Origin of the sequence: Bradyrhizobium sp. DOA1, from assembly GCF_001593325.1 — a bacterium.
Classification (GTDB): Bacteria; Pseudomonadota; Alphaproteobacteria; order Rhizobiales; family Xanthobacteraceae; genus Bradyrhizobium.
The window spans coordinates 6,552,834-6,572,195 of record NZ_JXJM01000001.1; the positions used below are offsets into that span (position 1 = coordinate 6,552,834).

Consider the following 19,362-nt stretch of genomic DNA (forward strand, 5'->3'; position numbering starts at 1 on the left):
GCCGGCCTTCTGCAGATCGAGCGCCTCGGCGTTGACGGCCTCGGCGAGAGCCATCGCGAGCTCTTCCTCGTCCTTGTAGAACTCGTTCTTGGCCTGCTGGCTCATCGTGAACGGGCCGGGAAGCGTGATCTTCGCCGCACGTTCCGTGTTCTTGCGCAGGAACTGCATGTCATGCAGCTCGACCGGGCCTTTGCGCCTAACGGGGCCGACGACGCGCGGCACCGGCGTTTGCGTATTGCCGGTGCGCGCCACGATCATCGCGGGATTGTCCCCGTCGATGCCGTCGAGCGCGGTGGCGAAGCGATTGGAGTAGCTCTCGCGGCGGATTTCGCCGTCGGTCACGATGTCGATGCCGGCGCGCTCCATGTCACGGATCGCGACGATGGTGGCATCGTCCTGGGCTTCCTCCAGATGCTCCGCCGGCAGCCGCCACATGTCATGCAGGCGGGTGCGCGGCACCACCTTCGACAGCATGGCGCGATTCACCAGCCATTCCGGCTGCGGATAGCTGCCGACCACGGTGGTTGGCAGGATGTGGCTTGGCATGGGCATGGGGGTCTCCTTCTTCTTGTTGTTCAACGCGGCAGTTCAGGCCGCGCGCGTTGTCGCGGCCGATTCCTCGTCCTTGACAGGGTTGCGCAGGATACCGATGCCGGAGATCTCGATTTCGACGACGTCGCCGCCCTTCATCCACAGCGGTGGCGTGCGATAGGCGCCGACGCCGCCGGTCGTGCCGGTCACGATCACGTCGCCGGGCACGAGCTCGGTAAAGGTCGAGCAGTAGGCGATCAGGGCCGGCACGTCGAAGACGAGATCGGAGATCGGCGCCTTCTGCACCTCGACGCCGTTGAGCCGGGTGATCAGCGTCTGCTTGCTGACATCGGTCAACTCGTCGGTCGTGACCATCCACGGCCCGAAGCCGCCGGTGCCGGCAAAATTCTTGCCGGGCGCGAATTGGGAGGTGTGGCGCTGCCAGTCGCGGATGCTGCCGTCATTGTAGCAGGCATAGCCGGCAACGTGGCTGAGCGCGCCTTCACGCGAGATGCGGCGGCCGGCCTTGCCGATGATGACGGCCATCTCGCCCTCGTAGTCGAAGCGCTCGGATTCCAGCGGCCGGATCATCGGCTGACCGTGGCCGACCTGGCTGTTGGCGAACCGGGTGAAGATCATCGGATGCGCCGGCGTCGCATGGCCGCTTTCGGCGAGATGCGTGGCGTAGTTGACGCCGATGCAGAAGATCTTGTCGGGATCGGGCACCGTCGGCAGTAGGACGACATCCTGCAGCGCGTAGTCCGGCTTTTCGGCGGCGAGCTTCTTCAACTCGTCGAGCGAACCCTTCGCCAGCAGCGCCTTCAGCGTCGGATAGGCCTTCAGGCGCTTGCCGGCGTCGATGACACCCTTGTCGGTGACGATGCCATAGCTCGCCGTGGCCGCGATGGTGAAGCTTGCGACTTTCATCGGTCAGACACTCTCTTCGATGGAGGAAACATAGTCGTCGATCGGAAGCGCGATCTCGCCTTGGCGGATCGGAACGCATGGCGGCGGGAAATCCTGGCGGAAACGTGCGCCGGCGGCGCTGGCACGATCGATAAAGCGTTCCAGATGCGCCATCGCGCCGGTCGGCAGGTCGTGCAGCACCATCAGCGTCCAGGGCTGCCGGCTGCACTGGTCGAGCGCGCGCTCGGTCCAGCCGTCGGGGTCGTCCCAGTCGCGCGGAATGGAGTTCCACAGCACGCAGCTATGCTGTTTGCGGACGAGATAGTCGACCACGGACGGCTTGAGCAGCCGCTTGTCCAGATTGCCGCCGCCGCCGAACGGCCGAAACCAACGTTGCGGATGCGCGAGGTCGCCGATCGCATCCTGCGTGCGGCCGATCTCAACCTCTGCGGCGTCGCGCCCGGATTGCTCGCCGAGCGGAATGCTGTGCGTAAAGGTGTGATTGCCTATCCAGTGACCCTCACGATGGGCTCGCTCCGCAGGTCCGCGCCGCTCGGGATCGGCAAGCTTCTCGCCGATGACGAAGAAGGTGGTCTTGATGCTGCGCTCGCCGAGGATGTCGAGCACGCGCGGCGTCACGTCAGGGTCGGGACCGTTGTCGAATGTCAGGGTCAGGTCGTACACGCCGTTACCTCAGGTCGCGGGCTGCATCGCGCCCTGCGCGACATCGTCATTGGCCTGGCCGCCGCGGGTGCCGGTCTGCCAGATCGCCGCCTTGCGCTCGATCCACCGGATCACGGCGTTGAAGCCGATCGCGAGGAACAGCACGAGCAGCACGCCCGCAAACACATGCGCGCTGTCGAGGATGGTGCGGTAGCGCGAGATCAGATAACCGATGCCGGCCGAGGAGATCAGCATCTCCGAGACGACGACGCCGACGATCACCAGCGCGCCGCCGACACGCAGGCCGGACAGTACTGTCGGGATCGCCGCCGGGATGATGACACGGACCAGCCGCTGGCTCAGCGTTGCGCCCATGCTGCGGGCCGCGAGCAGGAGCTGCGGGTCGATGGTCTGGATACCGGCGGCGGTCGCGAGCATCGTCGGCAGGAAGCCGTAGATCGAGGCGAACGCGATCTTGGACTCCGAGCCGATGCCGAGCCATACCGTGAAAACGGGATAGAGGATCACCAGTGGCACCGCGTAGAGGCTCGACACCATCGGCATGATCAGGATGCGCGGACCGGGCAGGCTGCCGACGATGGCGCCGAGCAGGATGCCGCCGCCGCAGGCAAACGCCATGGAGACCACGATCTCGTAGAGCGTGACCGCAAGCGCATGGCCGTATTCACCCGCGTCTGTCCAGCCCGCCATCAAGGTCGACGACAGCGAGGGCAGGAACAGTTCGGCGATGAGCCCGCTGCGGGGCAGCAGCTCCCACAACGCGATCAAGCCGATCACGATCAGATGTCGCAGCGTCTTTGCGCTGATCCTGGCGCTCATCCCCGCCTCATGCCGATTTGCGGATATGCCGCCAGATGCGGTCGCGCAGGCTGCCGAAGGCATCGCCGCTGAGCATTTCGTAGGTGCGCGGCCGCGGCAGCTGCACCTGAAGATGGTCCACGATCCGGCCGGGCCGCGCCGACATCACGATCACCTCGTCAGCGAGATAGACAGCTTCGGTGAGACTGTGCGTGACGAAGACGACCGTTTTGCCGGTCGCTGCCCAGATCCGCAGCAGCTCGTCGCCCATGGTCATTCGCGTCTGCTCGTCGAGCGCTGCGAACGGCTCGTCCATCAGCAGCACCGGAGGGTCCTGCACCAGGCCGCGCGCGATCGAGACACGCTGCTTCATGCCGCCCGAAAGTTCATGCGGATGACGCTTGCCAAACCCGTCGAGCCCGACCAGCTTGAGCGCATCCTGCGCCTTGGCGCGGCGCTCGGCCTTGGGCACGCCGCGCAGCGCCAGCGGAAACTCGACATTGTCCTCGGCGGTCAACCAAGGAAACAAACTGGCCTCCTGGAACACCACGCCGACCCTGTCGGGGTCGGGCTGCGGGATCGGCGCACCGCTGATGGTGATGGTGCCCGCAGTCTGCTGGCGCAGGCCCGCCATCATCATCAGAAGGGTCGACTTGCCGCAGCCGCTAGGGCCCACCAGCACGACGAAGCGGCCGGGCTTGACCTCGAGCGAGACGTCCTGCAGCGCGACGACGTCCTGCGACCGGGTCTTGAAGACCTGGCCGACATTCTTCACCTCGATCGCGCCGGCACGCGCGGCGGGCTTCAAAGTGGTCACGTTCGCCAATGGCTGCATCGCGTTTCCACCCATCTGACAAGTTCGTTGAAGGTCATGGCGATCGCGGCGACCATCACGACGCCGGCGAGGAGCTGCTTCATCTGGAAATTCTCGCCCCAAGTCGCGATCTGGTGACCGATGCCGTCGCGCGAAGCGTACATCTCGGCAAGGATGACGCCGGTGAGATTGAAGATCATGGAGATCCGCAGCGCTTCCAGCAGCACCGGCAGCATGCTCGGCAGATAGACCCGGAACGCGGTCTGCCATGGCGTCGCGCCATAGGAGCGCGCCACCGTGAGATGCTCGACCTTGACCGACTCCACCGCCGTCGTGGTCGACATGATCACGATGAAGATGGTGGAGAAGAAGCCGAATCCGACCTTCTGGGCGAAGCCGACGCCGAACACCAGGATGAACATCGGCAGGAAGATCGATTTCGGGATGCTGAACGCGAAGAACAGCAGCGGCTTGGCGACATCGGCGAAGTAACGATTCTCCGCGACCAGATAGCCGATCAACGCGCCGAACGGCACGGCCAGCGCAAACGCCGTCAGCACTTCGGTCGCAGTGACCATCAGGTCCTTCTGCACGGCCGCGCGCTGCAGGAGGTCGCCGAGCGTCACGAAGGTGTCGGATGCCGGCGGCAGCAGACGCGGATTGACGATGCCGGTGCGCGACAGCATCTCCCACAGCGCCAGGACCGCGACGATGATCGCGATCCGCACGAGGTTGACGGCGAGCGGGCTCTGCATCGCGGCTACTTGGTCGGAACTGGCTTGAACTTGGTCGAGATCACGTCCTCGACCGGCACGATGTCCTTGAGCCCGCCGAGCTTGGCCAGATCGAGCGACAGTTGCACGGCCGCACTCACATTCGCCGCGCCCATGTCGCCGCTGGTCTCGAGCTTCATGATGGTGTTGTCGTATTCGAGGGCGGCGATCTCCGGCGGCATTTCGTAGAGCTCGGCGATCAGCTTGACCGTGACGTCGCGGTTGGCGCGCATGAACGCGACCGCGCCGTAGAGCGCGTTGACAGCCTTCTGCACCAGCTGCGGCTTGGCCTCCGCGAATTTGTCGAGCACGATCCAGCCCGCGGTGAGGTTCGGCGGAACCGCGGTCGCGTAGTCGAGGATGGTCTTGGCTTCGCCGGACTTCGAGATCTGGAAGCTCAGCGGCGAATAGACCACGGCGGCATCGACATTGCCGGCCAACAGGTTCGGCACCAAGCCGCCGCCGCCGACGGGGACGCGCGTGAAATCGATCTTCTTGTCCTGGATGGTCCACAGCGCGAGCAGGTCCGAGCCCGAACCGGCCGCGGTGATCGCCACCTTCTTGCCGTTGAGGTCCTTGACGTCGAGCGTGGATTTCGTCGGCACCATCAACTGCCAGCCGAAATTGCCCATCGCGGCATTGGCGACGATGCGCGACATCACGCCCTTCTTGCGCCCGGCGGAGACCAGCGACGGCGGATCGAGAATGATGTCGGCCGCGCCCGCTGCCATGCCCTCGAAGGTCTCCGCGCCACTACGATAGATCGTCAGCTCGGCCTTGATGCCCTCCTTCTCGAACAGCTTTTGGCGCACCGCCGTCTCGGCGATCGTCGTCGGCCAGTAGGTCTTCGTGGGCAGGCCGACGCGGATGGTGTCGGCGGCGCTCGCAGGGCCGGCCAGGATAGCTGCGGCAACGAGCGACATGAACGCATGACGGCGATTGATCTTCATTCTGTTTCCTCCCGGTCTGTCTTTTTTTATGCCGAATGTCTGGGGATCGTCAGGTCGTGCGGCTCACCTCCGCAATGCGCGAGGCGGCGAGCTCGACGAATTCCTTGGTGGTGCCGAAATGCTCTGACAAGGCGCGAACTGCCGCATCCGCATCGCGCTTCATCACGGCCCCGACGATCGCCTCGTGTTCGGCCTCGACGTCGCGCGGCTTGACCCCGGGCTCGCGGCGGATCGACAGACGGCGATAGCGCTCGCTTTGCTCGTGCAACACGTCGCGGAAGCCAAGCAGCCATGGCGAGCCGCAGGCGTTGACCAGCGCACGATGGAAGATGCGGTGACGGATCACCCATTCCTCGTAATGCACGGTCGGATCGTCGGGGTAATGATACGGGACGGCTTTCAGAGCCGCCCAGGTCGATTTCACCGAGGCGAGCCAGGCTTCATCGCCGCGCTCGATCGACCGTCGCAGCGCGAGCCCTTCGATGTCGATCCGGGTCTGGGTGACGTCGGCGAGATCGGCGAGCGACACCGGGCTGACGCGGAAGCCGCGCTGGTCCGACGCCTGCACGAGACCGTCGGCGACGAGCCGCGACAGCGCCTCGCGGACGGCGGCAAGGCTCACCGAAAACTGCTTGGCGAGCCCGGCGATATGCAGCTTTTGAGCCGGCATCAGCCGCGCCGCCAGGATGTCGGCGCGCAGCCGCTCGTGCAGCGCCGAAGTCAGGCTGCGCGGACCGTCGCCCGGGTTGCCGGACATATCAAACTGGAGCGGACCCATTGGGCGATGATCGCAAGGCATCGCCGCTCGGTCAACAAAAAATCGATTTTCGATTTTTAGACCGCGGGTTGTGCCGTGGTGGCGGCCGCACGCTCGTCGGGATCAGCCGCACGCCCAGTCGAACTTCATATCCTTGAAGTCGAGCTGCGCGTTGCCGCCCCCGAAATTGTAGCCGCCAAAATATTCCTCGAACTCAATGTAGAACGGGCTCATCTCCGGCACGGCCTGGCAAGGCCGCATGGTGCCACCGAGATGGTTGGGAGCGTGGTCCTTGGCCCAGTCGTGCTGGCGATAATTGTCGCCGTTCACCACCTCGCCGGCGAAATGATAGTACGATTGATAGCCGGTCGGCGGGTTCTTGCGGGTGTGCTCGTCCTGCGGGCCCTTGCCGGCATTGGGATCGTTCGCGCGGGGCGTCATGGCGATCGCGCGGGTCTCGCGGAGATCGGCGCGCGGCGGCGCGGCGAACATCTTCCGGGCGTAAGGCGCGGCGGCCTCGTAGAACGCACTGGCGCCGCCGACATCGAGCCAGCGCGGCCGCTCGGCGGTGGCGAGCGCAAGCGGCGCGGGCGGCGGCGCGAACGGTCCCTCATATTCGGCCCTGGTCAGCAGCAGCGCGGCATATTCGTAGTCGAGAATATCGGTCATCCGCGACAGCCGCGGATGTGCAGGCATCGCCATCACGGCCTCGCGGACCTCGGGGTCGTCGGGCGCGCCGCCGTCATTGTGATCGGGCGCGGTGGCAAAGAACGACGCCGCGACGATATCAGGGCCATGCACGCGGTAATCCTCCGGCAGAAGAAGCGTGAAGCCGTGCATCAGCGGATACCCGCTGACCGGATCGAACGGCCATTGTTCGCTCCTGATGCCCGGCGGCAGCCCATACACCCAGCCCTGGTCGCGCGCCCGGTCCACGGGACGATCCAGCATCTGCAAATCATAAGCACGCGAAGGTAAGGCAAACGCCACGGGTGGTCTCCATACGGACTTAAGGCCTCGCCGTTGAGGCGAGGGTTGGTCGCGGGGAGACGGGATGTGGTTCGGATAGGGACGTGGGAGAGATGCCCCTCTCCCGGTATTTTGCCCGACGTGTCAAACGACACGAGTGCTCACGCGGCGCCCGCGTAAGTCATTGATCCCGCAGCACTCGCCTACTGTGCATGGGGTTGTTTTCGTGCCTTTTGTTTCGACTACCCCCGCCGCCGTGCCGCAGCGGCATCCACCACATTGTCCACCTCCTCGCGCCAGCTCAAGATCTCCATCGCCAGCACGGGGTGATTGAAGCCCTTGAGCTGGAGATCGTCGAGGGCGCGGGCCTCGACCCACGGCTCGACCATGCCGTAGACGCGGCGGCTGACCACGACTTGGCCGGCCTTGGCTTCGCCGCAGAGGCGGGAGGCGAGGTTGGTGACGCTGCCGATCGCGGCATATTCCAGCCGCTGCTCGAAGCCGACCTGGCCGAGCGTGGCATAGCCGAGCGCGATGCCAATGCCGAACCCCAGGCTGTGGCCGCGATTGCGCCAGCGCTCGGTCAGGGGGCCGATGGTGTCGCGCATCTCCATCGCCATCTTCACGGCGCGCTTGGTGTGGTCCTCGAACTGGATCGGCGCGTTGAACAGCACCATCACGCCGTCGCCGGCATATTTGTCGAGCGTGCCCTCGTATTTGAAGATCAGCTTGCCGAGCGCGACGTGATATTCGCGCAGCACGTTCATCGCCTCTTCCGGCTCGGTCGCCTCCGTGAAGGCGGTGAAGCCGCGCAGATCGCAGAACACCACGGTGACCTCGCGGCGCTGGCTGGTCAGCAGCCCCTCGGGGCTGTCGGAGGAGGCGATCAGCTGCGCCACCTGCGGCGCCAGGAAGCGCTCGAGCTTGCGGATGCGCTCGATCTCACCGAGCTGGGTCCTGACGCGCTCCTCCAGCGACTTGTTCCAGTCCTTGAGCTGCTCGGTCTGCTGCTTGAGCTTGTCGGCCTGGGCACGCACGGTCTCGTTCGCGGCCTCGAGCTCGCGGCCCTTGTGGTCGACCTCGGTGAACAGGCGCGCATTGCGCATCGCCAGCACGGCCTGGTTGGCGAAGGTGCGCATCAGGCCGATGATGCTGGGCGCGAACGCGCCGCCGGCACGGCGCAGCACCACCAGCGAGCCCAGCGTGCCCTGCTGGTCGACCAGCGGCACCACCAGCACCGAATGGAAGCCGGCATTGATGGCGACGTCGCGCAGCGGTTGCTCGGCGGCCTCGTCGAGATCGGCCAGCGCGATCGGCGCGCCGCTCGCCGCAGCGTCGCTCAGGATGTTCGCGCCTTCCGCGATGGTGACGTGCGCCCCCTCGGCCGATTTGTCGATGCCGTTGGCCTCGACCAGATTGAAGCAGTGCCGTTGCGCGTCATGGCCGTAGATCAGCACGGCATCGGCATGGGTGATCTCGATGGCGCGCGACGCGATCGTCGGCAGCACGGCGTTGAGATCGAGCGAGGAGGCGACGGCGCGGCCGACCTCTTCCAGCACCTTGAGCTCGTGGATCGACTGCGCGAGATCGCGGGTGCGCTCCTCGACCTTGGTCTCCAGGTTCGAATAGGTCTCCTGGATCTGGTCGGCCATGCGGTTGAACTGGCCGGCGAGGTCTTCCAGCTCGTCCGAGGTGTGCACGTCGATGCGGTGGCTGAAATCGCCCTCGCCGAGCTTGTGCGCGCCGTCGCGCAGCGCCGTGATCGGGATGATCATACGGCGGGCGAGCAGCGTGCCGGCGAGGATCGCGACCATCAGGCCCATGCCGATCAGCAGCGCGATCCGCACCAGCTGGTCGCGGATCGGCATCAGGGCCTGCGTGGTCGGCTGCTCGAACAGCACGCTCCAGCCGAGCTTGGGCACCGTGCTCGCCGCGCTCATCACCGAATGGCCGTTGAAGTCGGTGCCCGAGGTGTCGGGCTCGCCGCCGGGTGCAATCAAGGCCGCGACCTGCGGCAGCTTCGACAGGTCCTTGCCGACCTCGGGCCCTCTAGAGGACGTCGCCAGCACGCGGCCGCGCGGATCGACCACATAGGCAAAGGCCGCCTTGCCGACCTGGGCATCCGACAGAAGCTCGGACAGGAAGCCGAGATCGATCTCTGCGACAGTGACGCCGGCGTTGAAACCGGAATGCGCCACCGAGATCGCCATGTACGGTGTCTGGTCGGCGAACCAGGCCGGCGCGTAGCTGACGCCGCGCGCGACCGCGTCGGTGAAGCGCATGTCGCGGGAAAGGTCGGAATTGCTCCCGGTCGTGGTCGACTGGCGCGAGACGCGCAGCACCTCGCGGCCGTCGCCGTTGAGCTGGAACAGCTGGTTGACGACCGAGACCTGGTGCAGCAGCGAGGCATAGTCGGCGCGGCGCTTCTCGAGCGTGTCCTGGCTCGCCCGCGTCACCCAGCTGATCTGGCGCTCGAGCTCCGAGATCGACTGCTCGATGCGACGGGCGGCGCCTTGCGCCCTGTCCTCGAGCCCGTCGGTCAGCTGCGTCCTTGTGGCGCGGTAGGAGATCCAGGTCTCCATCGCGCCGTTGACGGCCAGAACGAACACGACAAGGCCGACGAGGGAGACGACGTATTTGGCGAACAGGCCCCCGCGCAGAGATCGTGTCTTGTCGTTCGCTCCTGCCATCCCGATCCTCTCGCGCCGCCACTGACGCTGCGCGCTATGGGCCGTACGGCCCTTTCGAGCCTTCTACCACAGTTTGGGCCGGGGGATTGTCAAACGCCGGCCGGGCCCGCTGTCGTGGTTACCCGGTGTGAGGCGATGCAAAGGAAGGGCCGCGAGGGATCAACGCGGGGCTTGCCGATCACCGATTGAAGAGCTGCCGCAGGACGTCGTTCATTGGCTGACTGTCCTGCTGCGCCATCGACGCGTCGTCCTGAACCGGGGGTGCCGGGGAGGCCTGCGGGGCCGGCGTCGATGGCGTTGCCGGCAGGCTGCGGCTGCGGCCCGTCCCAGTGCCGGGGCTGGCGCCTGCCCCCGTTCCGCTGGAAAGGCCCTGCTGGATCAGGTTGCCGAGGGCCTCGCCCAGGGGGCCACCGAGCAAATTGTTCTGTCCCGGCTGCTGACCTTGCGGATTGGCGCTGCCGGCGCCCGGTGCGGGGGTGCCGCCGAGACCGAGGTTGCCCAGAATGTTGCCGAGGCCAGCACCGTCAGGGCCGAACAGGCCCTTGCCCATCTCGCGGAGCTTGGCATAGGCGGCGTCCGGATTATCCAGCATGCCGGCCATGTCAGGATAGATCCGCGGTTGCGACCAGCTGCCCTGGATCATCACAGGAATGCCGAAGCCGACCGGATCGGAGGTGCGGCCCTGGCCTTCGGTCGTCATCACGAGCTTTGGCTCGACGCGAAAACCCATCATCTTGGTATCGAGCGCGATGGTGCCGGCGCCGGTCACCCGCACCAGTGGCCCGATCAGATTGAGATCGGTCGTCACCGCCTGGCCCTTGTCGATACGGAAGGAGGCCGAGAGCTGCGACAGGTCCGTGCTCTGCTCCGGGCTCGGGTTCTGGTTTTCCTGCCAGCCGGACAGCGTGCTCGTCGTCAGCGAGCGGATCATCTGCGCGACGTTGATGCCGCGGATCGCGCCGTCCTGGAAATTGACGAAGGCCGTGCCCTGCATGTTCGCCATCAGCGCGCGCTGGCTGGTGCCGGCGCTGCGCAACGCGAGCTTGGCCTGCAGCTTGCCGTCGATGCGGTCGAATTCGGCAAGTCCTTGAAGCAACGGCAGCGCGCGCACGCCAACGAGGTCGGAATGCATGGCAAAGCTCGGCGCACCAGTGGTCGCATCCAGGATCACCTCGCCCGAGATCTGGCCGCCATAGGCGCCAAGATTGGCGGTGCCCGCCTTCAGCACGCCGCCGGCGAGCTTGGCCTCGAGCGCGAGCGGCGCGATGCGCGCATCGCCGATCACGGCCTCGTTCGCGGAGATCCGCACCTGCGCATCGACATAATTGAGCCCGGAGACGTCGATCGGCGCATTGCTCCAGGGCTGGCCGGACGTACCCTGCGGCGATTTCGCCAGCGGGATCGCGAGCCGCTGGAAGTCGAGATCGACCTTGACCAGAGGCTTGCTGGCGACGTCGACCGACGCCCAGCCGTTGAACGTTCCATCGCCGAGCCTGCCGTTCACGCCGTTGATCATCACGACGTCGCCGTTCATCCGCATCTCGGCATGTCCCGCGAGCTGGGACTTCAGCACGCTGGGCATGTCGATGGCGAAATCAACTGGAATCGCCTGCCGCTCGCCCGGCGCGGCCGGCGTCGTAGCCTTGATGTCGAACTTGGTCGGGTGCTCACCAACGCGCGCGGTGGCGGTGATGTTCACCTTGCGGTCTCGGCCGACGACGGCATCGGCATTGATGGCGCTGATGCGGCCCTCGATGCGGTCGCGCACGCGCGCAAATGCGACCTCGCCGTCGATGATCTTGATCTGGTCGATGATCGCACCACCGGTGTCGATCGTGCGCGGCCTCGCTGCGGTGCCGGCATTCGGCAGGCGCTCACGCAGCAACGGCTGGTAGAGCACGGGATGGGTGACGACGAGCTCGCTGATCTCAGGACGGCCCGACCATACGCTGGAGAGCGACATGTCGGCCTGCACGCTGTCAACCGTCAGGCGCGTGAGGCCGTTACGGTCCTTCGGGTCTTGCAGCGTGAGATCGTTCAGGGTGACCTTCAGCGTCGGCCACAGGCTGATTTTCGTGGTGCCGTCGACCGACAGGCGATAGCCCGTTGCGCTCTCGACCCGCGAGGCAATCGTCGAGGTCAGGAAGCCGGAGGGGATCCCGATCACCAGCAGGATTGCGATCACGACGATGACGACGGCCAGTGCCGCGCCGACGAACCTCAGTGCTCTCATCTCGACTTCCCAGCGGCGGACAATGGGCTGCAACCCGGCAGATTGCCCGTCTTTTACTCGTGAGTTTATCCCGGGACGGGAAGCGGCTCCAAGCGCGCAAAAATAGTCTTGGGGTGCTGCAAAGTTATGTGACTTATGACACACTTCCCCGGCGTGGTTTTAAGCGATCCTGATGTTGATGGTTCCAAGCGATTTGCCAAGGGCATTCACGACCAAATTGACAGGACATTGAAATGAGCAAGCAGGCCGAATTTGCGGTCATCCTGAAGATGAATGCGATGTTCGCGGATCTCGGCGCGGACGAGCTCCAGCGATTGTCCAGCCTCTGCCACACCCAGCATCTGGGCAATGGCGAGGTGCTGTTCCAGAAGGGCGATCCCGGCAACGCGCTGTTCGGCGTGCGCCGCGGCCAGGTCCGCATCGAGACCGGCGCCTCCGACGGCAGCCGGCTGACGCTGAACTTCATGGGCCCGGGCGACCTGTTCGGAGAGGTCGCGGTGCTGGACGGCCAGAGCCGCACGGCGGATGCGACCGCGGGCGAGGCCAGCGAGCTGTTCGTGCTGCGGCGCGAGGATTTCCTCGGCTTCCTCGAGCGCGAGCCGAAGGTCGCGATCAAGATCATCGCGCTGCTGTGTCAGCGCATCCGGTGGCAGAGCGAGCGCATGGAAGAGTCCATGCTGCAACCGCTGCCGGTGCGTCTGGCCCGGCGGCTCTGCGCGCTCGCCGCCGATTTCGGTTCCGAGGTGCACATCTCGCAGGAGCAACTGGGCGTCTTCGTCGGCGCCGCCCGCGAAAGCGTCAACCGCCAGCTTCAGGCCTGGCGCAAGGAGGCGATCCTGGATCTCCAGCGCGGCCGCATCCTGCTGCGCAACATGACCAAGCTGACGGCGATCGCACGGAACGAGTAGCGATCAACCGACCGGAAGCCTGCGCCGGCGGACGCGATCCCGATCAACGGTGACGATGCTGCTCTGAATCTCGTCCTCGGTCAGCACGGATAAGACCTCTGCCAATCGGAATCGGACGGCCGCTTCTGCCCAGTCACCACCTCGGAATAGAATGAGGCTTGGGCCGTCGCTGCCTGCAGTCGCAATGAGCCGCGGATAGCCTAGGTCTGCCGTAATGATGGTGCGCGCTTCCCGCCTGGAATAATCGACAATGTCAACGTCACTGGCAGCGTGAAGCCCGATCGCGGAAGCATGGACGGCGTCATGCCCCGACTCCGCGAGCCAGCGCGATAGCGCTGGCGAGAGCGGCATATCGATCAAGAATTTCACTTCGCCGGAACTGCAGGGTGCAGCTCGACAGCCTCATCCTCTGCTAGGAAAGCGGCATAACGCAGCGCTTCATCGATGTCTTCGCGTTCGAGATAGGGATATTCATTGAGGACTGAATCGCGGGTCTCACCGGCCGCCAATAAGCCGAGCAGCCGCGCGACCGGAAACCGCAGCCCGCGAATGCAGGGCTTACCGGTGCAGACCGCAGGATCGATCGTGATGCGCGTGAAGTTCATAAACACAATATAGCTCGCACGGCCGGCTTTCGCCAGTGCGGGATCCGCCGCCGTCTTGCCTCAGATCCTACTCCGCCGCGGGCCGCGCGACGTTCGTCGGCGCGGCGTTCGCCGGCGTTGTGCCCGCCGTTGCGTGATGGCCATCAATCTCGGCATCTTCGCTGTGCACGATCAGGCGCTTGGCGAAGCGCCAGATCAGGGCGCCCAAATCGTCCATCACCATGAACATCGCGGGCACGAACACCAGTGACAGGATGGTCGAGAAGATCAGGCCGCCGATCACCGCGAGCGCCATCGGCGAGCGGAACTCGCCGCCGGCGCCGACCGCGAGCGCGCTCGGGATCATGCCCGCGGCCATCGCGATCGTGGTCATCACGATCGGGCGGGCGCGTTTCATGCCGGCATCGATCATGGCCTCCTCGCGAGGCTTGCCGGCCTTGATGGCCTCGATGGCGAACTCCACCAGCATGATCGCGTTCTTGGTGACGATGCCCATCAGCATCAGGATGCCGATCCACACCGGCGTCGTGAGCTGCTTGCCGGTGAGGAGCAGAGCCGCGATCGCGCCGCCGATCGAGAGCGGCAGCGAGAACAGGATGGTGATCGGCTGGAGGAAGGTGCCGAACAGCAGCACCAGCACGGCATAGACCATCATCAGGCCCGCCGTGATCGCGGTCGCGAAGCCGTCAGACAGTTCGTTGAGGCTTTCCGCATCGCCGGAGGGCGAGACCTTCACGCCCTTCGGCCGGCTCTTCATCACCGGCAGGTCGTTGATTTTCTTGGTGGCGTCGCCGAGCGCGGCAGAGCCGACGAGATCGGCGGCGACGGTCGCTTGCCGTTCACGATCGTAGCGGTTGATGCTGGTCGGCCCCTGATCGAGCTTGACGTCGGCGATGACCGAGAGCGGCACGCCGCCCTTCTCACCGCGCTCGCCCAGCGGCACGCGGAGTTGCTCGAGCGTCTTGAGATTGCCGCGCGCGGCATCCTCGAGCTGGACACGGATCGGCACCAGGCGATCGCCGACGTCGAACTTGGCGAGTGCGGGACCGACGTCGCCGATGGTGGCGACGCGGATGGTCTGCGACAGGCTTTCGGTCGAGACTCCAAGCCGTGCGGCGAGATCGGCTCTCGGCTCGATCCGCAGCTCGGGCCGCTCCAGCGTGGTTTCCGAGATCACGTTTGAGATGGTCGGAATCCGCTTCATCTGCGTGGCGAGCTCGCTCGCGAAATTGTTGACGATGTTGGCGTCGACGCCGGTCACGACCAGCGAGATGGCGCGCAGGCCGTTTTCGTCGAGGAACCAGAAGCGGATGTCGGGAATGTTCTCCAGCTCCTGGCTGATCGAGAATTCGAGCTCGCGCTGGGTAATGTCGCGGTCGTCCTTGGGCGTGTAGTTGATGATCAGAGATGCGCGCCGGACCTCCTGGGTCCCCGGCGGAACTCGCCCGCCGTCGACGAAGATACTCTTCACCTCGGGACGCTTGCGCAGGCGCGCGACGATGTCCTCGGTGACCTTTTCGGTGTAGGCGAGCTGAGTGCCCGGCGGCAGCTCGAGAGCGAGCAGCGAGCGGGCACTGTCCTGCGCCGGCAGGAAGCCCTGCGGCAGCAGCGTGATGCTCCAGATCGAGGCGGCGAAGACGCCGAGGCCGACCAACACCGTGATGAAGTAGTGTTTCACCGACCAGGCCACGATCCCATGGTAGGCTCGGAGCACGCGGCCTGGTGGCGGTTCTTCGTGTTGGCCGTGTTTGAGGAAATAGGCGGCGAGCACAGGCGTGACGAAGCGCGCCGCGAGCAGCGAGAAGAACACTTGCACCGAGACGGTGATGCCGAATTGCTTGAAGAATTGTCCGGCGATGCCCGACATGAAGCTCGCGGGCGCGAAGATTGCGATGATCGTCAGCGAAATCGCGATCACCGCGAGGCCGATCTCGTCAGCGGCTTCGAGTGCGGCGCGATAGGGCGACTTGCCCATGTTCATGTGCCGGACGATGTTTTCGATCTCGACGATGGCGTCGTCGACGAGGATGCCCGTCGACAGCGTGATGGCGAGAAAGCTGACGAGGTTCAGCGAGAAGCCAAGCAGGTCCATCGCCCAGAATGCCGGGAAGATCGACAGCGGCAGCGAGACCGCGGCGATGATCGTGGCGCGCAGGTCGCGCAGGAACAATAGCACGATGATGACGGCGAGGATGGCGCCTTCGAACAGGGTCGAAATCGCCGCGTGATAATTGCCGTTGGTGTATTCGACCGAGGTGTCGATCACCTTCAGGTCGACGTCGGGATAGGCGGCCTTGAGCGCGTCGATGCGCTTCTGCACGGCCTCAGCCACCTTCACGTCGCTGGCGCCCTTGGAGCGCTTGATGCCGAGCGCGACGATGGGCTCGCCGTTGAAGCGGGCGAAGGTGCGGCGGTCGGCGATGGTGTCGGTGACGGTACCGAGATCGTCGAGCCGGACCTCACCGCCACCGAATAGCGGGATCATCGTGCCGGCAAGGTCGCCCAGCGTCTTGGCGCCTGCGAGCGTGCGGATCGCCTGGTCGTTCTTGCCGATCTCGGCACGGCCGCCGGCGACGTCGACATTGGTGCCGCGCAGGCTCTGGCTGACATTGACCGCCGTCAACCCCATGGCCTGCAACCGGTCCGGGTCGAGCGAGACCAGGATCTCGCGCTCGACACCGCCGATACGCTCGACCTGGGCGACGCCGCGGACGCCTTGCAGCGCGCGCTTGACCACGTCGTCGACGAAATAGGAGAGCTGCTCCGGCGTCTTGCCGGGCGAAATCGCGGCATAGGTGACGATCGGCAGGCCGATCACGTCGACGCGCTGGATCAGCGGCTCGGTGACGTTCTGCGGCAAATTGGAGCGCACGCGCGTTACCGCATCCTTGATGTCGTTGAGCGCGCGGTCGGTGTTGGTCTCCAGCGCGAACTGGATCGTGGTGACCGACACGCCGTCGGTGATCGAGGAGGTGATGTGCCGCACGCCCTCGACGCCGGAGACGGCGTCTTCGACCGTCTTGGTGACCTGCGATTCAAGTTCGGCGGGCGCCGCGCCGAATTGCGAGACCACGACCGAGATCACGGGAATGTCGGCCGACGGCAGCCGCGTCACCGCGAGCTTGGTGAAGGAGACCCACCCGAGAACCAGGAGGATGATCGAGAAGACGACCGACGGCAGCGGATTGCGGATCGACCATGCCGAGATATTGAGAGCCATCAGCGTACCCGCGTGCGATCGAGTTCATCGGCGAACATGGTTTTGATATGGTCGCCGTCATGGAGCGAAGAGCCGGCATCGGCGACGACGATTTCGCCGACCTCGAGCCCTTCCAGGATTTCCGTGGCCGTGTCGGACGACAGCCCGACCCGTACCTTGCGCGTCTCGACGACATTGCCCTTGACGACCTGCACGGTGAGATGGTCGATCGCGGTCTTGGGGATCGAGACGCCGCAGCTGCGCTTGGCGTCGATGGAGGCCCGGGCGAATACGCCGACCTTCAGCGAGGGATTGTTGGTGACGCTGATGCGGACGCGCCCGAGCTGGGTCGTGCGGTCGATTTCGGGGGCAACCAGCCGGACCCGCCCAATCAAATCGGGTGCGTCGTCGCGGCTGATGCGCACGGTCGCGCCGGGATTGAGCTTGGTCATGTGCACCGCCGGGACCTGGGCATCGAGTTCGATCTCGTTGTTGACGGCGATGCGAAACATCGGGCCGGCCTGAGGGGAAGCCGGCGCTCCGACGATGGTGCGGACCTCGGTGATGAGACCCGGCGCGGGCGCCTTCAACGAAATCGGGCCTTGCGGGCCGGGTCGCTGCGGCTGGCCCGGAATCTGCGGCGGCGGGGTCAGACGCGCTAGCTCCTGGTTGTCGGTGACGACCGCACCCTCGGTGACGAGGAGATCCGTAACCCTGGATCCTTCCTGGTCGGCAACCACGACCGCCTCGCGACGCGGCACGAAAAATCCCGTCACGCGCACGAGGTCGGAGAAGCAGGCATTGGTCGACTTCGTCACAATGACGAGCGCCTCGCCCGGCGTCTCCTTCGGCTCGGGGCGACGCCGATGCTCGAAAAGATAATAGCCGATGCCGACTGCAACGACGAACACCACGGTTCCGGCAGGCTTGAGATATTCGGTGAATTTCATCGCCGGATCATCCTGGCCTGGCTCACGGCCATCCGCGCGAGGCCCATCGAGAGCGTTTCCCTGAAATAAAGCGGCGTCCCGCACGGCTGCGGGACGCGCTTTTGAAGCGAGATTTTACACCGCATCACGACTCGTCACTGCAAAGGATTGCGTCGTGCTCACTTCGATGCGGTGGTCTTGTTTTCCATGTTGACGACCTGCACGCGGCGATTGACCTCCGCCAGCGGCTGGCTGGGGTTCTTCAGCTTGCTCTTGCCATAGCCGACGGTGACGAGATCGGTGGCCGAGATGCTGTACTTGTCGACGAGGTAGCGCTTGATCGAATCCGCACGACGCTCCGACAGGTCCTGGTTGTAGGCTTCGCCGCCGGCAGCGTCGGTGTGACCCGCGACCACGAAGGTCGAACCCTTCAGGTCGGGGCTGGTCAACGCGCGGCCAAGCGCCTGCACGGAGGGCATCGACTTCGCGCTGATATTGGCGGAATTGTAGTCGAACGTAATCTCGAGATCGATGTTCGGCTTGTCCTTGGCAGCCAAGGCGATCTCCTCGCGCTCGGTCGACGACAGCGAGCGCGTCGAGCGGCCACGGACGGACTGGATCAGCTTGGTCTCGGTCGCGCTCGGCGCGGGCTCGGCCGGCGGGGCGATCGAGAGCCCGCGGGTCAGGGGCTTCTTCGCCGGCGGAGCGAGCGCGCGGAGGATCTCGTCCTCAGTGACGTTCTTGCTGTTGCTTTCGTCGCCCGCGAAGGCGGACGAGGCCGGCAGCGACAGAGCGGCGCCGATGGTGATGATGGACAGGATCGCGGTCAGTCCCCTTGCAGCCAATCTCATAGCCAGTCCCTCCTGCGCAGCCAGATCGCGTGTTTCCAAATTCCTGCAAGCGGCCCTCGAAAAGCGCCGCCTGTAGCATCCGCCCATTAGTCTTCCGTGGGCAGCTTAAGGTTCGAAAGCCCCAATTGCTTCAGCCCAAAAAAATCAACGGACTCCGTAACTTGCGAATTCCTGAACGATGTTCGGGTCCATCGCCTTGGCATTGGCAATGTCCAGCGCCCCTTCCTGGGCGGAACCGTTGCGCTGCTTGGCGAGGCCGCGCCCGTAGAGCGAGGAGGTCAGGCGCGGATTGATCTTCAGGGCCGCGTCGAAATCAGCGATGGCGTTCTTGACCGCTCCCGACTTCAGATTGACGAGCCCCCGGCTGTCCAGCGCGTCGACGAAGTTCGGCCGCAGCCGCAGCGCCTCGTTGCAATCTTTCAGCGCGGCCTGGAGATCGCCGACCACGGTGCGAGTCCAGCACCGGTTGTTCAGCGCCTCGACGTCCTTCGAATTGATCCGGAGCGTATCGTCGAAATCCTTGATCGCGAGGTTGTAGGCGCCCTTGCTGGCATAGACCTGTCCACGCCGGTATAGCGCGTTCACGTCGTCAGGATTCGCGGCGATCTTGGCCGTCAGGCTCTTGATCGTGGGGTCGTCGGCCAGCACGGCCGCGCTCGGCCCGCTGTCCGCGCTCGGCGCCGGAGCGGGATCAACCGGCTTCACGGGCGGCGGCGGAGGCGGCAGGGCAGCCTCGACCTGCGGCTTCGGCGAAGGGGCTGGCAC

At 65.3% G+C, this 19,362-nt stretch carries 17 protein-coding genes and 1 pseudogene; 1 reads left to right on the plus strand and 17 read right to left on the minus strand.

Translation table 11 applies throughout. The features are described 5' to 3' along the window. The 11 genes and pseudogenes from SE91_RS30310 to SE91_RS30360 form a co-directional block, all read right to left on the minus strand. Window positions 1–552 (minus strand): annotated as a pseudogene (locus SE91_RS30310) (5-methyltetrahydropteroyltriglutamate--homocysteine methyltransferase); the annotation flags it as partial. A 36-nt stretch (window positions 553–588) separates the two neighbouring features. Then, a complete protein-coding gene (locus tag SE91_RS30315) occupies window positions 589–1,458 on the minus strand; it encodes a fumarylacetoacetate hydrolase family protein (protein ID WP_061850267.1) in 870 nt (289 codons plus the stop codon). 3 nt (window positions 1,459–1,461) lie between these two features. Beyond that, on the minus strand, window positions 1,462–2,121 hold the full coding sequence (locus tag SE91_RS30320; RefSeq protein ID WP_061850268.1) for a polysaccharide deacetylase family protein: 660 nt from the start codon (window positions 2,119–2,121) through the stop codon (window positions 1,462–1,464). A gap of 9 nt (window positions 2,122–2,130) precedes the next feature. Then, window positions 2,131–2,940: an ABC transporter permease gene (locus tag SE91_RS30325; RefSeq protein WP_061850269.1), complete on the minus strand. Its 810-nt coding sequence runs from the start codon at window positions 2,938–2,940 to the stop codon at window positions 2,131–2,133. A 7-nt stretch (window positions 2,941–2,947) separates the two neighbouring features. Beyond that, a complete protein-coding gene (locus SE91_RS30330; RefSeq protein WP_061850270.1) occupies window positions 2,948–3,754 on the minus strand; it encodes an ABC transporter ATP-binding protein in 807 nt (268 codons plus the stop codon). Continuing rightward, the gene (locus SE91_RS30335; protein ID WP_061850271.1) at window positions 3,733–4,488 is read right to left on the minus strand and encodes an ABC transporter permease; all 756 of its coding nucleotides are present in this window, start codon (window positions 4,486–4,488) and stop codon (window positions 3,733–3,735) included. Before SE91_RS30335 ends, SE91_RS30330 begins: the two co-directional genes overlap by 22 nt. A 5-nt stretch (window positions 4,489–4,493) precedes the next feature. Further along, complete coding sequence (locus tag SE91_RS30340; protein ID WP_061850272.1) at window positions 4,494–5,456, minus strand: ABC transporter substrate-binding protein; 963 nt, start codon at window positions 5,454–5,456, stop codon at window positions 4,494–4,496. 49 nt (window positions 5,457–5,505) lie between these two features. Next, the gene (locus SE91_RS30345) at window positions 5,506–6,213 is read right to left on the minus strand and encodes a GntR family transcriptional regulator (protein WP_245318567.1); all 708 of its coding nucleotides are present in this window, start codon (window positions 6,211–6,213) and stop codon (window positions 5,506–5,508) included. Between the two features lie 123 nt (window positions 6,214–6,336). Further along, a complete protein-coding gene (locus SE91_RS30350; protein ID WP_245318568.1) occupies window positions 6,337–7,164 on the minus strand; it encodes a hypothetical protein in 828 nt (275 codons plus the stop codon). Window positions 7,165–7,424: 260 nt separating this feature from the next. After that, a complete protein-coding gene (locus SE91_RS30355) occupies window positions 7,425–9,872 on the minus strand; it encodes an adenylate/guanylate cyclase domain-containing protein (protein WP_061850275.1) in 2,448 nt (815 codons plus the stop codon). A 178-nt stretch (window positions 9,873–10,050) separates the two neighbouring features. Beyond that, window positions 10,051–12,105 carry an AsmA family protein gene (locus tag SE91_RS30360; protein WP_061850276.1) on the minus strand — a complete coding sequence of 685 codons (2,055 nt, stop codon included), beginning with the start codon at window positions 12,103–12,105 and terminating at the stop codon, window positions 10,051–10,053. Between the two features lie 233 nt (window positions 12,106–12,338). Between SE91_RS30360 and SE91_RS30365 the strand changes: the two genes are divergently transcribed. Next, window positions 12,339–13,013 (plus strand): Crp/Fnr family transcriptional regulator, encoded by a 675-nt coding sequence (locus SE91_RS30365; RefSeq protein WP_061850277.1) that lies wholly within the window; start codon window positions 12,339–12,341, stop codon window positions 13,011–13,013. A gap of 3 nt (window positions 13,014–13,016) precedes the next feature. Here the strand turns inward: SE91_RS30365 and SE91_RS30370 are convergent, their stop codons facing one another. The 6 genes from SE91_RS30370 to SE91_RS30395 all read right to left on the minus strand — a co-directional run. Further along, a complete protein-coding gene (locus SE91_RS30370; protein ID WP_061850278.1) occupies window positions 13,017–13,382 on the minus strand; it encodes a DUF5615 family PIN-like protein in 366 nt (121 codons plus the stop codon). After that, window positions 13,379–13,618 (minus strand): DUF433 domain-containing protein, encoded by a 240-nt coding sequence (locus SE91_RS30375; RefSeq protein WP_061850279.1) that lies wholly within the window; start codon window positions 13,616–13,618, stop codon window positions 13,379–13,381. The genes SE91_RS30370 and SE91_RS30375 overlap by 4 nt, the downstream gene beginning before the upstream one ends. Before the next feature lie 67 nt (window positions 13,619–13,685). After that, window positions 13,686–16,838 (minus strand): efflux RND transporter permease subunit, encoded by a 3,153-nt coding sequence (locus SE91_RS30380; RefSeq protein ID WP_060734544.1) that lies wholly within the window; start codon window positions 16,836–16,838, stop codon window positions 13,686–13,688. After that, window positions 16,838–17,767: an RND family efflux transporter gene (locus SE91_RS30385; protein ID WP_060734543.1), complete on the minus strand. Its 930-nt coding sequence runs from the start codon at window positions 17,765–17,767 to the stop codon at window positions 16,838–16,840. The genes SE91_RS30380 and SE91_RS30385 overlap by 1 nt, the downstream gene beginning before the upstream one ends. 158 nt (window positions 17,768–17,925) lie before the next feature. Continuing rightward, window positions 17,926–18,597: an OmpA family protein gene (locus SE91_RS30390; RefSeq protein ID WP_061850280.1), complete on the minus strand. Its 672-nt coding sequence runs from the start codon at window positions 18,595–18,597 to the stop codon at window positions 17,926–17,928. A gap of 144 nt (window positions 18,598–18,741) precedes the next feature. After that, window positions 18,742–19,362, minus strand: a 621-nt coding sequence (locus SE91_RS30395; protein WP_156489861.1) for a tetratricopeptide repeat protein, incomplete at its 5' end; no start/stop codon positions are given.